Origin of the sequence: Embleya sp. NPDC005575 (genome assembly GCF_040605455.1) — a bacterium.
GTDB lineage: Bacteria > Actinomycetota > Actinomycetes > Streptomycetales > Streptomycetaceae > Embleya.
The window spans coordinates 23784-42890 of the sequence record NZ_JBEXCV010000038.1 but is presented as its reverse complement, the minus strand read 5'-3'; the positions used below and the strand labels follow the sequence as shown (position 1 = coordinate 42890).

Annotated in this window: 13 protein-coding genes; all 13 read right to left on the bottom strand. The window is 70.4% G+C overall.

The window, feature by feature from the left end; translation table 11 throughout:
- Positions 1 to 4: 4 nt before the first annotated feature.
- The 13 genes from ABZS54_RS15745 to ABZS54_RS15685 all read right to left on the bottom strand — a co-directional run bounded on the left by ABZS54_RS15745 (position 5) and on the right by ABZS54_RS15685 (position 18509).
- Positions 5 to 1048 (bottom strand): 3-isopropylmalate dehydrogenase, encoded by a 1044-nt coding sequence (locus tag ABZS54_RS15745; RefSeq protein WP_355535115.1) that lies wholly within the window; start codon positions 1046 to 1048, stop codon positions 5 to 7.
- 1112 nt (positions 1049 to 2160) lie between these two features.
- Entirely contained in the window at positions 2161 to 3750 is a 1590-nt protein-coding gene (serA, locus tag ABZS54_RS15740) for a phosphoglycerate dehydrogenase (protein WP_355535113.1), read from the bottom strand.
- A gap of 196 nt (positions 3751 to 3946) precedes the next feature.
- The gene (locus ABZS54_RS15735; RefSeq protein ID WP_355535111.1) at positions 3947 to 4339 is read right to left on the bottom strand and encodes a hypothetical protein; all 393 of its coding nucleotides are present in this window, start codon (positions 4337 to 4339) and stop codon (positions 3947 to 3949) included.
- An 84-nt stretch (positions 4340 to 4423) separates the two neighbouring features.
- Positions 4424 to 5245, bottom strand: a complete 822-nt coding sequence (locus ABZS54_RS15730; protein ID WP_355535109.1) for a hypothetical protein — start codon at positions 5243 to 5245, stop codon at positions 4424 to 4426.
- Positions 5246 to 5276: 31 nt separating this feature from the next.
- Positions 5277 to 6107 (bottom strand): hypothetical protein, encoded by an 831-nt coding sequence (locus ABZS54_RS15725; protein WP_020553308.1) that lies wholly within the window; start codon positions 6105 to 6107, stop codon positions 5277 to 5279.
- Positions 6108 to 6162: 55 nt separating this feature from the next.
- Positions 6163 to 7797: a PP2C family serine/threonine-protein phosphatase gene (locus ABZS54_RS15720; protein ID WP_355535107.1), complete on the bottom strand. Its 1635-nt coding sequence runs from the start codon at positions 7795 to 7797 to the stop codon at positions 6163 to 6165.
- 175 nt (positions 7798 to 7972) lie between these two features.
- Positions 7973 to 8488: a SigE family RNA polymerase sigma factor gene (locus tag ABZS54_RS15715; RefSeq protein WP_020553310.1), complete on the bottom strand. Its 516-nt coding sequence runs from the start codon at positions 8486 to 8488 to the stop codon at positions 7973 to 7975.
- Between the two features lie 824 nt (positions 8489 to 9312).
- A complete protein-coding gene (locus tag ABZS54_RS15710; protein WP_355535106.1) occupies positions 9313 to 11469 on the bottom strand; it encodes a DUF6571 family protein in 2157 nt (718 codons plus the stop codon).
- A gap of 2 nt (positions 11470 to 11471) precedes the next feature.
- Positions 11472 to 11849: a hypothetical protein gene (locus ABZS54_RS15705; RefSeq protein WP_355535104.1), complete on the bottom strand. Its 378-nt coding sequence runs from the start codon at positions 11847 to 11849 to the stop codon at positions 11472 to 11474.
- 150 nt (positions 11850 to 11999) lie between these two features.
- Complete coding sequence (gene ilvC, locus ABZS54_RS15700; protein ID WP_355535160.1) at positions 12000 to 12998, bottom strand: ketol-acid reductoisomerase; 999 nt, start codon at positions 12996 to 12998, stop codon at positions 12000 to 12002.
- Between the two features lie 140 nt (positions 12999 to 13138).
- The gene (ilvN, locus tag ABZS54_RS15695; protein WP_020556335.1) at positions 13139 to 13666 is read right to left on the bottom strand and encodes an acetolactate synthase small subunit; all 528 of its coding nucleotides are present in this window, start codon (positions 13664 to 13666) and stop codon (positions 13139 to 13141) included.
- A 42-nt stretch (positions 13667 to 13708) separates the two neighbouring features.
- A complete protein-coding gene (locus tag ABZS54_RS15690) occupies positions 13709 to 15553 on the bottom strand; it encodes an acetolactate synthase large subunit (RefSeq protein WP_355535102.1) in 1845 nt (614 codons plus the stop codon).
- A gap of 202 nt (positions 15554 to 15755) precedes the next feature.
- Positions 15756 to 18509 carry an EAL domain-containing protein gene (locus tag ABZS54_RS15685; RefSeq protein WP_355535100.1) on the bottom strand — a complete coding sequence of 918 codons (2754 nt, stop codon included), beginning with the start codon at positions 18507 to 18509 and terminating at the stop codon, positions 15756 to 15758.
- Positions 18510 to 19107 lie beyond the last annotated feature (598 nt).

Genomic DNA, 19107 nt, shown 5'->3' with positions numbered 1-19107 from the left:
CGAATCAGCCGGCTACTCGGGCCGCGAGCGCGTCGCCGATCTGCGACGTGCCGCGCGTGCCGAGGGTGCCGCGCTCGGCGAGGTCGGCGTAGACCGCGGCCTCGACCCGGCGGGCCTCGGCGGTCAGGCCCAGGTGCTCCAGGAGCATCGCGACCGAGAGCACGGTGGCGGTGGGGTCGGCCTTGCCCTGGCCGGCGATGTCCGGCGCCGAGCCGTGCACCGGCTCGAACATGGACGGGAACTCGCGGGACGGGTTGATGTTGCCGCTGGCCGCGAGGCCGATGCCGCCCGCGATGGCGGCGGCGAGGTCGGTGATGATGTCGCCGAACAGGTTGTCGGTGACGATCACGTCGAAGCGCTCGGGCTGGGTGACCATGAAGATGGTCGCCGCGTCCACGTGCAGGTAGTCGGTGGTGACGTCGGGGAACTCGGCCGCGACGGCGTTGAACACCCGGGTCCACAGGTGGCCCGCGTACACCAGCACGTTGTTCTTGTGCACCAGGGTCAGCTTCTTGCGCGGCCGGGCCTGGGCCCGGGCGAACGCGTCCCGCACGACCCGCTCGATGCCGAACGCGGTGTTGACGCTGACCTCGGTGGCCACCTCGTGCTCGGTGCCGGTGCGCAGCGTGCCGCCGTTGCCGGTGTACGGGCCTTCGGTGCCCTCGCGAACCACCACGAAGTCGATCTTCGCTTCCGCGCCCAGCGGCGAGACCACGCCCGGCGCGAGCCTGGCCGGGCGCAGGTTGACGTGATGGTCGAACGCGAAGCGGAGCTTGAGCAGCAGGCCGCGCTCCAGGACTCCCGAGGGCACGCTGGGGTCGCCGATGGCGCCGAGCAGGATCGCGTCCTGGCCGCGCAGCTCGTCGAGCACGCTGTCGGGCAGCGTCTCTCCGGTGCGGTGGTACAAACGGGCACCGAGGTCGTACTCGGTGGTCTCGACCTTGACGTCGGGAGGAAGTACGGCGCCGAGGACCTTCAGACCCTCCGCGACCACTTCCTGGCCGATGCCGTCACCGGGAACCACTGCGAGACGAATGCTGCGAGACATACGAGGGACCCTACCTTCCGTCCCAGGGACTGATCATATGCAGTCCGGATGGTGGGACGCAGTGGTGCGAATCGGGGCTGTCAGCGGTCCTCGTCGGCGGGGCCGCCGTTGTCGCGACGGTCGAGGGCGCGCTGGAGGGCACGGGCGGCGTTGCGGCGCGTGGTTTCGTCCATGACTGCACTTCCTTCACAAGGCGGGGTGTCTACACGGTGTGTGACGGACAACGTGCAGGGGCCTTGTGGGCATGCGGATATTTCCTGCCGTACGGGGATTTCCGGGTACGGAAGGGGCCGTCTTCTTTCACGGTAGGCGACGGGTCCCATCGCTGTCTGCAATTTACTCGGAGTTCCTACTATCTGAGACCGGCAGCCCACCAACCGGCGCAACACCCATCCCGGGGCGACACGTGTCGAGAGGCACTCGAAGCACCACGAAGACCGGCGGATCGAAAGCGGAGACGCGACGGGGCGGGCCACGGGGGTGGGCGGCGCGACCCAGGAGGTCGGGCGGCGCGGCGCGAGGATCCGGCGATGTGGCAGGTGGGCGAAGCGGCGCGGATGTCGGGCAACGCAGCCCGGGAGGTCGGTCGGCGCGGAGCTCGACGACCCCGGGCGCCGGGCGAGCCGCAGGGAGCAGAGGCCGAGGCGTCAAGCGCGGCACGGATGTCGGGCAACGCGGCGTGCGGAAAGTTGGGCAACGCAGGCACGAGATGAGGCACAGGCAACCCAAGCGACCGACGAGGCCGGCGGCGAGAGGTCGGGTCACGGGACCAAGCGACACGGCAAAGGCCCGGAAACCGTAAGACTCCCGGACCCGACACCGCCCACCCAAGGAGCGCGTCAGCGCCCCCGACCCACGCCGCCCCCGGTGATCGACGCGCGAAGCGCGGAGAGCGGCGGAGCCGCAAACTTTGACTTCGTGGCCCGGAGCGAAGCGCAGGGCCACGAAGTCACGAGCGAGGGGCCGCTTTTTCTTGGCGGAGCGAAGCGGGGGAAAGAAAAAGCGGTGCCTCGCGAGCCGGCGACGAAGTCGCCCAACAAGCAGCAACGCCGCGCCTACGACTCCGGCCGCGCGAACTCGCTACGCCCCACTCGCCACCCCCGCCCCTCCCCTCAGTCGTCCAGGTTCACCGAGCGCACGAACGCTGCGCCGATCTCCTCGGCGATGGCGTTGAGGGTTTGCGGCTCGACCGTCGTGTCGACGGTGAGGGCGACCAGCGCCTCGCCGCCCTTGGCGGCGCGGGCCACCTGCATGCCGGCGATGTTGACGCCCGCCTCGCCGAGGTGGCGGCCGATCACGCCGACCACGCCCGGCTTGTCCGCGTAGCGCAGGAAGACCATGTGCGCGGTGAGCACCAGGTCCACGTCGAAGCCGTCCACCTCGACGATCTTCTCGATGTGCTTGGGCCCCGCGAGGGTGCCGGAGACCGAGATCTCGCCGCCGTCGGTAAGCGTGCCGCGCACGGTGACCAGGTTTCGGTGATCCGGGCTCTCCGAGCTCGTGGTCAGCCGGATCTCTACGCCGCGCTCCTGGGCCAGCAGCGGAGCGTTCACGTAGGAGACCGACTCCTCCACGACGTCCGCGAACACGCCCTTGAGCGCCGCGAGTTCGAGTACCTTGACGTCGTGCTGGGTGATCTCGCCGCGTACCTCGACATCCAGTCGAACCGCGACGCCGCCCGCGAGGGCGGTGAAGATCCGACCCAGCTTCTCGGCCAGCGGCAGGCCCGGACGTACGTCCTCGGCGATCACGCCGCCCTGCACGTTGACCGCGTCCGGCACCAGTTCGCCGGCGAGCGCGAGCCGCACCGACCTGGCCACCGCGACGCCGGCCTTCTCCTGCGCCTCGTCGGTGCTCGCGCCCAGGTGCGGCGTGGCCACGACGTTGTCGAACTCGAACAGCGGGCTGTCCGTGCACGGCTCCTTCGAGAACACGTCCAGACCGGCGCCGGCGACCCGGCCCTCCTTGAGCGCGGACGCGAGCGCGACCTCGTCGACGATCCCGCCGCGCGCGGCGTTGACGATGCGCACCGTCGGCTTGACCTTGCGCAGCGCCTCGTCGCCGATCAGGCCCAGCGTCTCCGGCGTCTTCGGCAGGTGCACGGTGATGAAGTCGGACTGCTCCAGCACCTCGTCCAGGGTGAGCAGGCGCACGCCCATCTGCGCGGCGCGGGCGGGCTGCACGTAGGGGTCGTAGGCCACGATGTTCATCCCGAACGCGGACATCCGCTGCGCGACCAGGACGCCGATCCGGCCCAGGCCGACCACACCGAGGGTCTTCTCGGAGAGCTCGACACCGGTGTACTTGCTGCGCTTCCACTCGCCGTTCTTGAGCGCGGCGCTGCCCTGCGGGATGTTGCGCGCGACCGAGATGAGCAGGCCGCAGGCGAGTTCGGCGGCGGTGACGATGTTCGAGGTCGGCGCGTTGACGACCATGACGCCGGCCTTGGTGGCGGCGGGGACGTCGACGTTGTCCAGCCCCACCCCAGCGCGCGCGACCACCTTGAGGCGGCCCGCCGCGGCGATCGCCTCGGCGTCCACCTTGGTCGCGCTGCGGATCAGGATGGCGTCGACGTCGGCGATCGCGGACAACAGCTCACCGCGGTTCGCACCATCGCAGTGGCGGATCTCGAAATCGGGTCCGAGGGCATCGACGGTGGCCGGGGACAGCTCTTCGGCGATGAGAACGACGGGCTTGCTCACGGTTTTCCTTCGCGTGCTGCGATGACGGGTGGCCGCGTGGAAGACGCACGACGGGGTGGCCTGACGCGAGGCCGATCCTACCGTCGCCCTTGTGAAGGACTTCACAGATGTCCGATGTGTGGACTCCGGACACACGAGGCATCGCTTCTGACTCGTCGTCAGGTCGACGGGTGGATCGGGTCGGGATCGATCCGGGTCAGTCGGTGGCCAGAAACCACCCGATGGTGACCCGGCGCTGCCCGTTCAGGTCGAGGATGACCACCTCGCCGGAACCGGGACTGGGCAGCGGCGCGGTGCCCCCGTAGGGCAGCGTGCGCGCTTCGCCGTCGTCGACTTGGACCTCGGCCACCGGCGCGTCCTGCGAACCGCGCCGCCAGGTGACCCACCACGTCGTGTCGTCGTCGCACTGGAATTCCAGGTGCACCCGGGAGACGAACAGCCAGTCGGCCGGTGTCACGAGATGACAGCGGGTCGCGTCGCGACCGACCGCCAACGTCGCCCCCGGCCGACTCGGCGCGCTTGCCATCAGCATGGCAACCGTCGCCGCGTCGTCCGCCCTCGAAATCGACGCCATGTTGAGATCGAGCACCGGTTTCCTCCCCCACGCTCCTGGCCGTCAGTCGAATACCGCGCCCCCGACCGCACCCCTGCGGCCCCGACGATTCGCGTCGTGTCAGTCGATCGATCCACCGCGACGGGCACACGGGCACGGTTCGCGTCCCACAATGCCGCAGGTGACCGCCGTCTGGGCGATCAGGTCCCAGCCTCCGTGGACATGCGGGGTCGTGTCCAGGTAGTCGGGCCCCAGCAGATGATTCAATTCCGGGCAAAGTGCCGAGCTGTAGAAGTCGCGACGCAGCTCGGTCTTGCAGCGCTCGACGGTGGCCTTGGCCATGTAGAGCATCTCGCACAGCTCGTCGGTGGTCCTGGGCCGCTTGGTGGCGCGGCCGTGGATCCAGTCGCAGGACATCGCCGCGAGCACCTCCAGGCGGACCCCACGCAGCTTGTTGCGCAGTTCCTCCGGTCCGACGTCCACGGTCGGCGGCGCGTTCCCGTCCAGCGAGGAGGCCGCGCTGGGCCGGATCGGCTGCATCGCCCGCCACGCGAGCACCACGCTGCGCCGCCGGGCCAGATCGCTGACCAGGATGTTGCCGCTGGTGCGCGCGGGCAGCGGCAGGATCGCGCCGTACGGCATGTCCTGCGAGGTCTCGCCGCGCTTGATCCGCACGATCGCCACCGGGGTGTCCCGCTGCCCGCGCGGCCACTCCACCGTCCAGCCCCGGTCCTCGCTGTACTCGAACACCAGGTGCTTGCGCGATACGAACAGCCAGTCGTGCGGTGTCAGCAGCGGTCGGCACGCGCTGGGATCGCGGCCCACGAACAGCCGCGTGCCCACCACACCCGGCGTACGCACGCTCTTGGGGCTGGGCAGCGGGTCCCGCTCCGCCTCCCGGCCGTCCTCGATCGCGACGAACGACATGTTCAGTTCGAGCATGATCCCCTCGCCCCCTCCCCGGTCCTACCGCTCACCTGGTACCCGCGTGCGGCGCGTCCGCACCACACGGGCAGGGGCCGCGCCCCGTTATGCCGTGGGTGACCGCGGTCTGCGCTATCAGGTCCCAACCTCCGTGTACGTGCCGCACGGTGTCGAGGTAGTTCGGACCGAGCAGGGCGTTCAGCTCCGGGCACAGGCCCGAGCTGTAGAACTCGCGGCGCAGCTTGGTCTTGTACCGCTCGACCGTGGCCGCCGACAGGTGCAACAGCTCGCACAGTTCCTTGGTGGACTTGGCGCGCTTGACCGGGCGACCGTGCACCCAGTCGCAGGACAGCGCGGCCAGCACCTCCATCTCCGTCTCGGAGAGGCGGTTCTGCAGCACGAACGGCGCGACGTCCTGGGTCTCGGGCACCCCCACGTCCGGCTCGGTGGGCTCCTCGCCCGGGCGTTGCGGCAACGACACCCGCCACTCCACCAGGACTCGCCGACGTCGGGCCAGGTCGGTGACCACGACCCGGCCCGGGCGCAGCGAGCCCAGCGGCAGCGTGGCGCCGTAGGGCACCGGTTCGGACACGCCCTCGCGATCGATCTGTACCAGCGCGACCGGGCGCGGGTGCGAGCCCTGGAGCCACTCCACGCTCCAGCCGCGCTCCAGGGAGTAGACGAACTCCAAGTGCACGCGCGATACGAAGCGCCAGTCCTTCGGCGTGACCAGGCCGCATCGCGACGGGTCCCGGCCGATCGCGATCTTCTTGCCGGGCTCGCTTTGCACCTTCACCGTGCGCGGCCGGGCCAGGTCCGACTCCTGCTGGTCGGCGTCGTCCGACGTCGCCACGGTGAGGATCAGTTCGAGCATCGCCATCCGTCCGGTCTCGTGCCCCGCCCTGGGGCATCGCCCATCTTCGCCCGGTGAACCGTCACCAGGCCGTTCCGCCGTCCGACCGTAGGGCTTTGGGGGCACCCGACGCATCCTCCGGTTGTTCCCGGGGGTCGGCGCCGGAGCGATGTCCCTCGGGCACGGGCAGTGCGTCGCATTCGACCACGACCGCCGTCGCGTCGTCGTCACCGCTCTCGACAGCCGTCCTCGTCAGGGTCGTTGCCGCATGGAAGGGGTCGCCGTGCACCAGGTCGGCCACCGTCTCGTCGGGCAGATGGCCGACGCCGTCCGTGGCGAGGACCACACGGTCGCCCGGGTGCAGTTCGATCCGTTGCAGTTCGGGTTCGGGGGCCTGCGAGCCGCCCAACGGGGTGGAGGTGAGCAGCCACGGTCGGCCGAACTCGGCGGCGTTGCCCTGTTCGGTCAGCCGGAACGCCCGCCCGCCGCGCACCAGCCAGCACACGCTGTCGCCGCAACCGGCCAGATGCAGCCTGCCGTGCTGCAGGACGGCCGCCACCACGGTGGTGCGCATGCCCTCGTACTGCGCGACGCCGTGCCGGCGCACCGCGAGGTCGGCCACCGCGATCGCGGCGCTGAGCCGGTCGCTCCAGCCCGCGGACAGGTCGGCGGCGGCCAGTTCGGCCACCAGCGTGCGCACCGCCACGTCGGCCGCGTACCAACCCGCGGGGTGGCCGCCGAGGCCGTCGGCGACGATGAACACCTCGCCGGTCGCGGCGTACCGGTCGTCGTTGTCCCGGGCGGTCAGCTCCGGGCCCAGGCCGCGCCGTTCGCGCCGGGCGGCGCGCCGTCGGCCGGGGTGCGAGGAGGTCGACCACGCGGACGCCTGGACGCCCAGCGGGGGGCCGCTGCGGGCCGAGTCCTCCTCGGCCGTCTCGGCCCGGCGCAGACTGTCGCTGCGCGAGGTGGTGGGTACGTCCAACTCGTCCGCGTCCTCGACCGGCTCGGACATCGGCACGGCGGCCGGCAGCAGTTCGGTCTGCGGCTCGGGCACCGGCGGCGGCGACGTGGGCATCGGCGGGACCGCCGGTGGCGGCGGGACCGCGTGCCCGGCGGCGAGCGTGGTGTCGGCGGAGCCGCCGGCGACCGTGGGCGGCCCGGGAACCGGCGGCGGCGGTGCCGGAGTCCGGGCGTCCGGGCGGACGGCGCGCGGGGTCACCGTGTGCGGAACCGGGTCGGACACACGATCGGCCGCGTCCGGCCCGGTGGCGAAGGTCTCGGTGGGCCGGGGGGCCTGGTCCCACAACGACCGCGACGCGGCCTCGGGTGCCGCGGCAGCCGCGTTCGGCGCGGGGCCGGGATCCGCCTCGGGCGCCGGCGCGTGCGCCCGGTCGGCGGCGTGGTCGGCGTCCGGCTCGTGGGCCCGGTCCGGCTCGGGCTCGTAGTCCGGCTCGGGTTCGGCCGCGAACTCGTCGTCGAAGGTGGTCGACGCGGGCGTCGGCGCGTAGGTGGGCCGCTGCACCGGTTCGATCCGCTCCGCGGGCTCGCGGGTCGGCGCGTCCTCGAAGTCGAGGTCGAGATAGAGGTCGCCGAAGATGTCGTCGTCCGCCGCCGGTGGCCGTTCGGCGCGCAATTCGTCCTGCCGCAGCGTTCGTTCCGGGAAGCCACCGCGAGCCGGCACGGTCGTCTCCCGACCCGAGTCCCCTCTGCCCCTCATGTGTCTCACGCTCCACGATGTCGGACCGGAACGGCAAGTCCGGTGCGGCGATAGCACTGCCTCGTTCAAGCATGCTGCCTCGGATGCGGCCCTGGCATGTGAACCGGAAGGCCAATTCCTTCGGGTTTCTCGGCGCACGGCTACCGGGGCGAGCCCGCATCGACCGCGCCGGAGCCTAGCCGCGTCCGGTCCGGACCGCCTCCGAACCGTCCGCGAGCAGGCCGGCGAGCGCGCTGCGGCCCCGGGACAGGCGGGCCTTGATGGTCCCTTCGGGCGCCCCCTCGTGCGCGGCGATCTCGGCGACCGACAGGCCGCCCATGTGGTGCATCACCACGGCGCGCCGTTGCGCCTCGGGGATCTGCCGCAACGCGGTGACCAGGGCGACGGATTCGGGTCCGGGTGCGGGCAGGTCGCCGTCCGGGCCGTGCCGGATCCAGCTCTTGAGCGCGGTGCGGGTGCGCCGCCAGCGGCTGACCGCGATGCGCTGGCCGACCAGGCGGATCCAGGCGACCGGGTTCTCGTAGTCGCTGATCCGGTCCCAGTCCTTCCAGGCCCGGATGTAGGTCTCCTGCGCGGCCTCCTGGGCCTCGCCGAGATCGCCGGTCAGCGCGTACAGGTGTGCGACGAGGGCACCGTGGCTCTCCGCGTAGAACACGTCGAAGTCGGCGCGACCGCCCGTGTCCCGTCTCATCGTTCCCCCGCGTCCCGTCGCGGCGTGTTCGTCCTGCCGTGACCCGGTACCTTATCCGGCCGAAGACGCACACCCGATGTCGGTTCGGGTCACGGAATACCCGCCTTGGGCGTCTCTCCTCCACCCACGCACACAAACGGGTGATCGGTTCCGTGTAGCGGCCAACCGATCGGCCGCAAACAGTGCCGACAAGAACGCGAGGCCGGCCCCGACCAGGACCCGTCGCCGTCGCCGTCGCCGTCGCCGTCGATCGATCAACTCCCGAATCGGAACCCGGCCGCCACCCGGACGCCCGACGAGAACGCGACCGACATCACGTTCGAGCGCACCGAACGCAACACCGAGCGCCCCCTCATCCGCCATGGCCGCGCGTCCCCCGTCACTCGCCCGTGCCGGCCCGTGCGACACGTCCGGTACGGTCCACACGCACACCGACCCTCGAAGGTTGCGCCCGACCACGACCGGGGGACGACCCGAGTCGGGAGCGTGGGGCCGGGGAGCAGGGGCGGGGGGCGAGCAGGACGCGGGGGCGGCCCGGGTCGGGGACGCTGACGCGCCGAACCGCAGCCAAGCTCGGCGGCCCCGGCGCCCGCCTCGAATCGGCGGCCGATGCGGCTCACCGAGACCGAGCAACGCCGCCCTTCCGACTCCGGCGTGCTACTTCACCACCCCCGACCCGCCTCCCCCGAAACACCACACCCCCGGCGCGTCAGCGCCCCCGACTCGGGCCGCCCCGCCTCACCGCACCGCACCCACAACCCCCACCACGCTCACGCGGTCACAGCCGTGAAGGTCGAGCCGAAGTCGTCGACGCGGCACCGCCCTCACTCGTGCCCCATCGCCTCCTGCGCCTTTCGCTGTCCGGTGGTGAAGTTGTTGTCCACCGTCAGGTCGTAGCCCGGGATCTCGCCTTCACGCCCGTGCTGCCCGGCCCAGTCCGCAGCGATGGTCTGCATGTATCCGCGCCCCCACAGGTGCTGATCGGCGATCGTGCGGTCGGCCGCCGCGGAGGTGTCCACCCGGGCCTGTTGCGCGCTGTAGTCGGTGGTCAGCGCGACGATCCGGGACAGCGGCTCGGACACCATGGTGGGCAGCGGGCTCATCTTGACCGCGCCGCCGACCACCGCGTTGGCGATCTTGCCGTTCCAGGCGACCTGGTCGTTGTACTCCTTGTCGCTGAGCACCTGTTGGTTGCGGATCGCCTCGGTACGCACCGCGTCCAACGCGCCGACCACCTGGGCCGACTGGGCCAGGTGCTGGTCGGCGGTCAGGCCGGCCGGCGGGTCGCCCTTGGAGATGCGTTCCAGGCCCACCGCGATGTACGAGTGCTCGGCGTCGGACATCGCCTTGAACGCCTTGGGGTCCTCGGCGACGACGGCCATCGTGCGCAGCAGGTCGTGGTCGGGGGTGCCGCCGAGGAAAGTGGCCCGGGCCTCCCCCGAGTTCGGGAACAGCGGGTCGAGACCCGCGGATCCACCCGCGCGCTCGTTGCGCAACTCGTTGTGGATGTCCGGCATGTAGGAGGCCATCGCGTTGCCGAAGCTGTCCCGGTAGTCCTCGAAGTGGCCGCCGGGGCCGTCCTGGCCGATGATGTGCACCGCCTCGGCCATGATCCGGGCGCCGCCCTCGGTGTGCGGGCCGCCGCTCGTGGCGCCGGCCGGATGCCCGGTGGTGGCCGCCTCGAAGGCCTTCCCGAACGCGTCGGCGGGCGAGCCCGCGCCGGTGTCCTGGCCCCAGTCGCGCTCCTTGAGCAGGTAGTGCAGGTTCCCGCCGCTGGGGTCGAGCACCGTCTCGGCGGCGCTCGGGTTGCGGCCGAGCGCGTCCATCAGGCCCTCCAACGCGTCGTAGCCGCGCCCTTCGTGGCCCTGTGCGTCGTCCATCAGCGGGAAGCGCTCGCGCAGTACCGGGACCGCCTCGTGCAGATCCGGCTTGGACCGGTCGAAGGCGACCATGTCCTTGCCGATGTCACCGAGGAACTGCTTGTCGTAGTCGCCCTGGTGCAGCATGTTGCCGAGCAACTGGTAGCCGTACAGGTAGTGCTTGGGCATGTCGTTGAGCACGAACGTGCGGCTGCGGCCGGCCTCCTTGAGGCCCTCCACCCAGCTCTGCGTGACGTGCGGCTCGCCCTTGGGCTGCGTCGCGGTGGCCAGGTTGGTGCCCAGTGCGTCCTGGATCGCGCGCAGGTCGTCCTTGGTGGCGCCGTCGGCGTCGTGGCCGGTCCACTTCTGGCCCCGGTTGACCACGCCCGCCTGGAGTTCGAGCAGGCCGTTGGGGCCGAGCGTGTTCATCAGGTTGGTGGCGAAGATCGACGACTTCTCGTTCCCGTGCAGCAGGTTGCGCAGTTCCTCCAGCTCGGCCGGGCTCAGCGTGTCGATCCGCTTGGCCAGGGCCGCCGCCCGGATCGAGTCCGGCAGTTCGCCGCCGCCGATCGCATTCGCGTTGAACGAGGTCGCGCTCGCGCCGATGTCGCCCTTGAGCGCGGACGCGGCGCGGGCATCCGCGTCGGTCGCGTCGTCCAGGGCGCTCTTGAACTTGTGCTGAAAGTCCTCGGACAGTCCCTGCATGCGGGTGGTGTGCGCCTTGATGTCCTCGGGATCCGGCTGGTGTCCCTGCGGCTTGAGCGGACCCCAGCTCAGCGAGCCGTCGTCGTGCACCACCAGTTCGTGCGCCTGCGCGTCGGCGATCGCGTCGGTGAGCTTCTTCTTCGCGGCGCCGATGTCGTCGGCGGCATCGCGCAGGATCGCGCAGATCGCCCGGTACTCGGTCTTGCCGCCCTCGAACACGTCGTCCAGGCCCCGGTATCGGGTCAGCGTGGCCTGCGCGGCGGGGCCGTCCCACTGTCCGGTCACCGTCAGCGAGCGCGAATCGGCCCGGATCAACTGCTGTTTTCGATCCAGCCAGGACGCGAAGTCGTAGAACTCCTGGGCGGATTCGCGCAGGGCCTCGGTCTTGAGGTCGCGCAGCTGGGCGAAGCCGACCATGGTCAGATCACCTTCCCGCCGGTGAAGGAGGTGGTGACCGCGTGCTCGTTCCGGTCGTAGTTGTCCGCCATCGTGTACAGGCCGTCGGAGATCTCGGACAGATCGCGCCGCAGCCGAGCGGTCTGATCCTTCCATCGGCCCTCGTTCAGCGGACCGACCAACTGCCAGCTGCCGAAGGCGGACTTGACGGCGAGCGCGTCCGGCACCGGCAGCTCGGTGTTGATCTCACCGCCGATGGTCGTCAACGTCGCGGCCGACGTGCGTAGTTGCTGCGACTCGACCTTGGTGTGATCCATCGGGCCGCCGCCGTTCCCGGGCGGTATCACGCTCCGGGGCATATCGGGGTTGAGAATCGCGTAGATCCGCGAGGAGTCGCTCATGTTCGCCGAGTCAAGCGATCCTGTGATGACGATCGATACCGACGCGTGGTGAATCCCGCGTGAACGGCGCCGGCCCTATCCGGAAAGTGCCCCGGACCGATCCGGTCCGGGGCACTCACACCGCTGTGGGAGCGGGCAACTCGTCGAGGATCAGGCCTCGTTGGTCACCCAGCTCATCATCTTGCGGAGCTCCTTGCCGGTGGTCTCCAGCTTGTGCTCGGAGTCCGCCTTGACGTACTCCTTGTACTTGGGCAGACCCGCCTCGTACTCCGCCATCCACGCGGCCGCGAACGAGCCGTCCTGGATCTCGGCGAGGACCTTCTTCATCTCGGCCTTGGTGTCGGCCGTGATGATCCGCGGGCCGGTGATGTAGTCGCCCCACTCGGCGGTCTCCGAGATGGACCAGCGCATCTTCTCCAGGCCGCCCTCGTACATGAGGTCGACGATGAGCTTGAGCTCGTGCATGCACTCGAAGTAGGCGATCTCCGGCTGGTAGCCGGCCTCGACCAGGGTCTCGAAACCCGCCTTGACCAGCGCCGAGGCGCCACCGCAGAGCACGGCCTGCTCACCGAACAGGTCGGTCTCGGTCTCTTCCTTGAAGGTGGTCTTGATCACGCCGGCGCGGGTGCCGCCGATGCCCTTCGCGTAGGAGAGGGCGAGCGCGAGGCCCTGGCCCGACGCGTCCTGCTCGACCGCGACGATGCACGGCACGCCGCGACCCTCTTCGTACTGCCGGCGGACCAGGTGACCCGGGCCCTTGGGCGCGACCATGCACACGTCGACGTTGGCCGGCGGCTTGATGAAGCCGAACCGGATGTTGAAGCCGTGCCCGAAGAACAGCGCGTCGCCGTCCTGCAGGTTGGGCTCCACCGCCTCGGCGTAGACCTTCGCCTGGACCGGGTCGGGGGTGAGGATCATGATGACGCTGGCCTCGGCGGCGGCCTCGGCGGGAGTGACGACCCGCAGGCCGGCCTCCTCGGCCTTGGCGCGGCTCTTCGAGCCCTCCAGCAGACCGACCCGCACGTCGACGCCGGAGTCCCGCAGCGACAGCGCGTGGGCGTGGCCCTGGCTGCCGTAGCCGAGCACCGCGACCTTGCGGTTCTGGATGATGGACAGGTCGGCGTCGTCGTCGTAGAACAGCTCGGCCACTTCGGGGTTCTCCTTCAAGACAGGGTGTTTCAGGGGCCACGCCCCGCCCGTCATCTTCGCAAATCACGAGCGCGGCGCGTGCCGCTGGTTTGAAATGTGGACCGTGACGGTCCGCCAGGATCGAAATCCTGACATATCCGTCAGGCCGAGCGCTCGACCGACCGCAGTGAACGGTCGGTGATCGAGCGGCCGCCGCGGCCGATGGCCACGACGCCGGACTGGACGAGTTCCTTGATGCCGAACGGTTCCAACATGCGCAGCATCGCGGCCAGCTTGTCGGGACCGCCGGTGGCCTCGACGGTGACCGCCTCCGGCGAGACGTCGACCGTCTTGGCGCGGAAGAGCTGGACGATCTCCACCACCTGGGACCGCGTCTCGTGATCGGCGCGCACCTTGACCAGCAGCAGCTGGCGCTGCACCGACGCGGGCGGGTCGAGTTCGACGATCTTGAGCACGTTGACCAGCTTATTCAGCTGCTTGGTGACCTGCTCCAACGGCAGTTCCTCGACCACGCTGACCACGATCGTGATCCGCGAGATGTCCGGATGCTCGGTGGTGCCGACGGCGAGCGAGTCGATGTTGAAGCCCCGACGCGAGAACAGCGCGGTGATCCGGGCGAGGACACCGGGCTTGTTCTCGACGAGGACCGAGAGGGTGTGCTTGGACATGATCGCTGGACTCCTATGCCTTCCTGATGCCCTGTCGGCCTGTCAGTCGTCCGAGTCGCCGAAGTCGGGACGCACGTCGCGTGCGGCCATCACCTCGTCGTTGGAGGAACCCGCCGCGACCATCGGCCACACCATCGCGTCCTGGTGCACGACGAAGTCGATGACCACGGGCGCGTCGTTGATCGACATCGCCTTGTGGATGATCTCGTCCAGCTGGTCCGGGCTCTCGCAGCGCAGCCCGACGCAGCCCATCGCCTCGGCGAGCTTGACGAAGTCCGGCAGCCGGCGGCTCTGCAGGTCGGTGTTGGAGTAGCGCTCGTTGTAGAAGAGCGTCTGCCACTGGCGGACCATGCCCAGGGTGCCGTTGTTGATGATGGCGACCTTGATCGGGATGTCGTTGACCGCGCAGGTGACCAGTTCCTGATTGGTCATCTGGAAGCAGCCGTCGCCGTCGATCGCCCACACCGTGGTGTCCGGCATGCCGGCCTTGGCGCCCATCGCGGCCGGCACCGAGTAGCCCATCGTCCCGGCGCCGCCGGAGTTGAGCCAGGTGTAGGGCTTCTCGTAGCGGATGAACTGCGAGGCCCACATCTGGTGCTGGCCGACGCCGGAGGCGAAGATCGTGTCCGGGCCCGAGATCGCGCCGAGTCGCTCGATCACCAGTTGCGGCGACAGCGAGCCGTCCGCCGGCACGTCGTAGCCCAGCGGGTACGTGTCGCGCCAGCGGTTGAGCGCGGTCCACCACTCCTGGTAGTCGCCGAACCGGCCGGCCTCGTGCTCGGCTTGGACCGCGACCACCAGGTCGGCGATCACCTCGCGGGCGTCGCCGACGATCGGCACGTCCGCGGTGCGGTTCTTGGAAATCTCGGCGGGGTCGATGTCCGCGTGCACGATCTTGGCGTGCGGCGCGAACGTGTCCAGCCTGCCGGTGACCCGGTCGTCGAAACGGGCGCCGAGCGCGAAGATCAGGTCCGACTTCTGCAGCGCGGTGACCGCGGCCACCGTGCCGTGCATGCCCGGCATGCCCAGGTGTTGCGGGTGACTGTCCGGGAACGCGCCGAGCGCCATCAGCGTGGTGACCACCGGCGCGCCGGTCAGCTCGGCGAGGACCTTCAGCTCGGCCGAGGCGTGCGCCTTGAGCACCCCGCCGCCGACGTACAGGACCGGACGCTTGGCCTCGCTGAGCAGCCGGGCGGCCTCGCGGATCTGCTTCGCGTGCGGCCGGGTGACCGGGCGGTAGCCGGGCAGCTCGGGGGTGCCGTTCCAGATGAACTCGGTGGTCGCCTGGAGTGCGTCCTTGGAGATGTCGACCAGGACCGGGCCGGGCCGGCCGGTGGAGGCGATGTGGAACGCCGCGGCGATCGTGGGCGCGATCTCGGCCGGGTCGGTGACCAGGAAGTTGTGCTTGGTGATCGGCATCGTGATGCCGCAGATGTCCGCCTCCTGGAAGGCGTCGGTGCCGATCGCGGCACTGGCCACCTGGCCGGTGATCGCGACGATCGGCACCGAGTCCATGTGTGCGTCGGCGATCGGCGTCACCAGGTTGGTCGCGCCGGGGCCGGAAGTGGCCATGCACACCCCGACCTTGCCGGTGGCCTGCGCGTATCCCTCCGCCGCGTGGCCCGCGCCCTGCTCGTGCCGGACGAGGACGTGGCGCACCTTCGTCGAGTCCATCATCGGATCGTAGGCGGGAAGAATCGCGCCCCCGGGAATGCCGAAGACCGTGTCCACCCCTGCGGCTTCCAGGGAGCGGATCAGCGCTTGGGCTCCTGTCACCTGATCGGTCATGCTTTCGTCTCTTCTCGATCTGAAGTCGGCATATCGAGTGGGGCGCGAGGCCCGGACCCGTCGGACTGCAACAAAAAAACCCCCCGTGCCGTTAGGCAAGCGAGGGGGGCGCGCGAACCGACTCGGTGGTCAGTTCACGCGCTTCTCAAGTACGAGGATGCGGGTCTGCATGCCCGCGACTCTCCCTCCGCGCCCGTGTACGTGTCAAGCCGACTCTTCGTGCGTCTCATTATTCGGGATCATTTGTCCAGGACTGACGGCACGTCATGGTTTCGGCCGGCCTGCGTCCGGGCGCGAACCATCACATCTGCGACCTGGGCACCTGGAGCGGCAGGGCCGAGCGGGCCTCCGGGAGCGGCTCGGGCCGCGGACCGCGGACCGCGCTGTTGCCCAGCGGCGTCTGGCCGAGCACGTCGAAGATCGCATCCCCGGACACCGCCGGATGGAACCAGCTGCCCTGCCCGCGCTGACAGCCCATCTCCCGGAGTATGTCGACCTGCGCGTGACTGTCGATGCCGGCCGCCACCAGGGTCAGCCCGGAATCCAGGCCGAGCCGGACGATGGTCGAGGTGAGCACGGTCAGATGTGGACACGTGCCGACCTCGGCCACGAATGAGCGGTCGATCTTGAGCGCGTCCACCGGTAGCCGGCGCAGGTACGTGAGCGAGGAGTGCCCTGTGCCGAAGTCGTCCAGGGACAACCGCACACCCAGTCGGCGCAGCATCGCGATCCGGCCGAGCAGCAGTTCGTCGCCGTCCGGCAGCACGTTGTCGGTGATCTCCAGGGTGAGTGCGCCGGCGGGCAGGTCGGCGGCGCACAGGGTCTCCTCCAGCACGTCCAAAAAGCCCGGCCCGGTGAGTTGGCGCGCGGCCAGGCCGACCGTGACACCGATGTCGTGGCCGGCCGCGCGCCAGGTCGCGGCGGCCAGCGCGCTCTCCTCCAGCAGCCTGCGTCCCACCGGCGAGAGTCGGCCCTCGGCGGCCGCGGTCAGTCGCGCGTGGTCCGCCCGACCGGGCACGGCACCGTCCTCGACCCGGCACAGCGCCGCCTCCACGTCGCGCACCCGGCCGGTGTCCAGGTCCACCACCGGTTGGTACGAAACGGCCAATCGCCCGTCCCGGTCCATCCGGCGGCGGCCCGCGGCCCGGGCGGCGCGGCGCTCCACGTCCGCGTCCATGTCCGGGGTGTAGACCTCGACCCGGCCCTTGCCGCCGTCCTTGGCCCGGTACATCGCGGCGTCCGCGTGCCGCACCAGGTCGGTCGGAGCGATCCCGGGTGCGGAGAAGGCGATGCCGATACTGGCCGCGACCCGCACCTCGCCGTCCGCGATCCGGTACGGCGCGGACAGTGTGGACAACAGCCGCTCGGCGATCTCCCGAATCGCGCGCGGGCCGGGATCTCCGACCAGGAGCGCGGCGAACTCGTCGCCGCCGAAGCGGGCCACGGTGTCGCCGATCCGAACCGCGTGTTCGAGCCGGCGCGCGGCCTGCACGAGCAGTTCGTCGCCCGCGGTGTGCCCGTAGTTGTCGTTGACCGCCTTGAACCCGTCCAGGTCCACGAACAACACCGCGACCGTGGGGGTGACCCCGCGCCGCTGGGCCAGCGCGTGCTGGATCCGGTCCTCGAACAGGGCCCGGTTGGGCAGGTCGGTGAGCCGGTCGTGGAACGCGTCGTACTCCAGCTGGGTCTGCAATTTGATCCGGTCGGTGACGTCGCGGCTGTTGAAGATCAGCCCATCGCCGTAGCGGTTGACCGCCGATTCGGTGTGCAGCCAGGTGCCGCCGGCCGAGCGGATCCGGCACTCCACCCGCACCATCGCGGTGTCCGTCTCGCCCACCGGCACCGCGCCGTCCAAGAACGCGCGTAGTTCGCGCTGCACACGCGCGCTCTCCTCGGGATGGATGAGCAGTTCCAGCCGGGTGCCGACCAACTCCTCCGGCTCGAAGCCGTACACCCGGCGCACCGCGTGGCTGACGTACTGGAGCACGCCGTCGCCGGCCGCGATCATGATCACATCGCTGGAGCCCTGCACCAGGGACCTGAAGTGGCTTTCCTTGGCGGCCAGTTCCTGGGCCATGAAGACGTTGTCGACGAGCGTGATGCCCTGCCGCAGGACCAGTGTGACCAGTACGGTCGCACCGACCCCGAGCACCACCTTGTCCGGGGCGTGCCCGGCCACCGCGCCGCCGAGCACGCCCGCGGTACACACGGCGGCGGCGATGTAGGGGGTGAGCGCGGACAACATCGAGATGGTGCGATGCCGCGGTCGCTCGTGCGCCTCGACCCGCTCGCCGGTCCACGGCGCGATGGCGAGCAGCAGACTGCCCGCGAACCAGCCCGCGTCCAGCAGGCCGCCGGAGCGGTATCCGCTGTTCAACCCGGGTGTGGTCCACAACGCATCGCTCATCACGGTGACCGCGAGGCCGACCAGCGCCAGGTTCAGTGCCGCGCGATCTCCCGAACCGGCCCGAAATCGCAAGCCGAGGACCATGCTGATCATCAGGATGTCGAGCACCGGGTAGGCGAGGGTGAGCACGATCTTGATGACGTCCGAGCGGTCCCCGTTGGTGTTGCGGGCCAGCGCGAGACTCCAGCCGAGCGTGAACAGCGAGCCCGCGATCAGCCAGCCGTCCAGCGCCATGCAGGTCCATGCCGCGATGCCCCGCGGGCGCTGGGCCACCAGGACCAGGCCGACGATGGTGGGCGGCGCGAACAGCAGGAAGATCACGTCGGTGGGTCCGGGCGTGGGCACCGGGACGCCGAGGACGACCTCGTACCAGCCCCAGATCCCGTTGCCGAGCGAGACCATCGTGGCCGAGAAGGCGAACAGGGCCCAGGACAGCCGGGCCCGCCCGGATTCGCGCACGGCTTTGAGCGCGCACGAGATCGCCGCGACGGCCGCGGCGGCCGCCAGGCCGAAGTCGCCCATCGCGAGCGACAGCGTCGGATTGCCCCAGCCCTGGAGCGCACCGATCGCGTATACGAGACACAGCGGCGCGATCAGATACTTCAGCTGCCGCTGGGTAGGGGTGTCGGCCAAGATCAGCAGCCGCACCGGGTCGTCATGGCTCGGCCACTCCGGCAGTGGTCCCCCGGCATTTCGCACTCCCCTCTGCCCGAAGTCGCCTTCACGACGCTTCATGGCACTGCACCGGCCCTCACACCCCAGCCGTGAGGTGGGGCGGTCGGCGCCGGCGCGACGGGGGTGCGACACCCGACCGTGCGCGTCTCTCAACGCCCCACGACTCGGACGATACACCAACCCGTCACTGTGAGCTTGTCTTCCTCAACACAGAGTAACTAATGATGGCCGGCATGGGAGTCCCTTCCCGCGCATTTGTGACAAACTCCCGACACCGGGCGGAAAAAGGGGCACTGATCAGGGCAAATCTGGGAGTTTCAGCGGTCGTCGGGCGGTCCTGCGGAAGGCTGGGGGCGTCCCGGAGCTCCGCCGGGGCCTGACGAAGGCGCGCCGGAGACTCGGCGCGCCGGGCCGAAGGCGCCCCGCGACGGCGGCACGATCCGGTCGCGGCGGGCACAGCGGAGCGGGCACAGCGGGGCGGGAACTCGGACGGCCGAGCCGGGAGCGGCGCGGAGGGGTCGCTCGGGAGTGGGCGACCGGCGCTCGGTTTCCGGGCCCGGCCGAAGGCGCC

Bases quoted from the DNA above. Each gene is read 5' to 3' on its own strand.
- ABZS54_RS15710 (WP_355535106.1), bottom strand. From the start codon at position 11,469: ATGGTCGGCTTCGCCCAGCTGCGCGACCTCAAGACCGAGGCCCTGCGC.
- ABZS54_RS15730 (WP_355535109.1), bottom strand. From the start codon at position 5,245: ATGCTCGAACTGAACATGTCGTTCGTCGCGATCGAGGACGGCCGGGAG.
- ABZS54_RS15720 (WP_355535107.1), bottom strand. From the start codon at position 7,797: ATGAGGGGCAGAGGGGACTCGGGTCGGGAGACGACCGTGCCGGCTCGC.
- ABZS54_RS15715 (WP_020553310.1), bottom strand. From the start codon at position 8,488: ATGAGACGGGACACGGGCGGTCGCGCCGACTTCGACGTGTTCTACGCG.
- ABZS54_RS15725 (WP_020553308.1), bottom strand. From the start codon at position 6,107: ATGGCGATGCTCGAACTGATCCTCACCGTGGCGACGTCGGACGACGCC.
- ABZS54_RS15705 (WP_355535104.1), bottom strand. From the start codon at position 11,849: ATGAGCGACTCCTCGCGGATCTACGCGATTCTCAACCCCGATATGCCC.
- ABZS54_RS15745 (WP_355535115.1), bottom strand. From the start codon at position 1,048: ATGTCTCGCAGCATTCGTCTCGCAGTGGTTCCCGGTGACGGCATCGGC.
- ilvN (WP_020556335.1), bottom strand. From the start codon at position 13,666: ATGTCCAAGCACACCCTCTCGGTCCTCGTCGAGAACAAGCCCGGTGTC.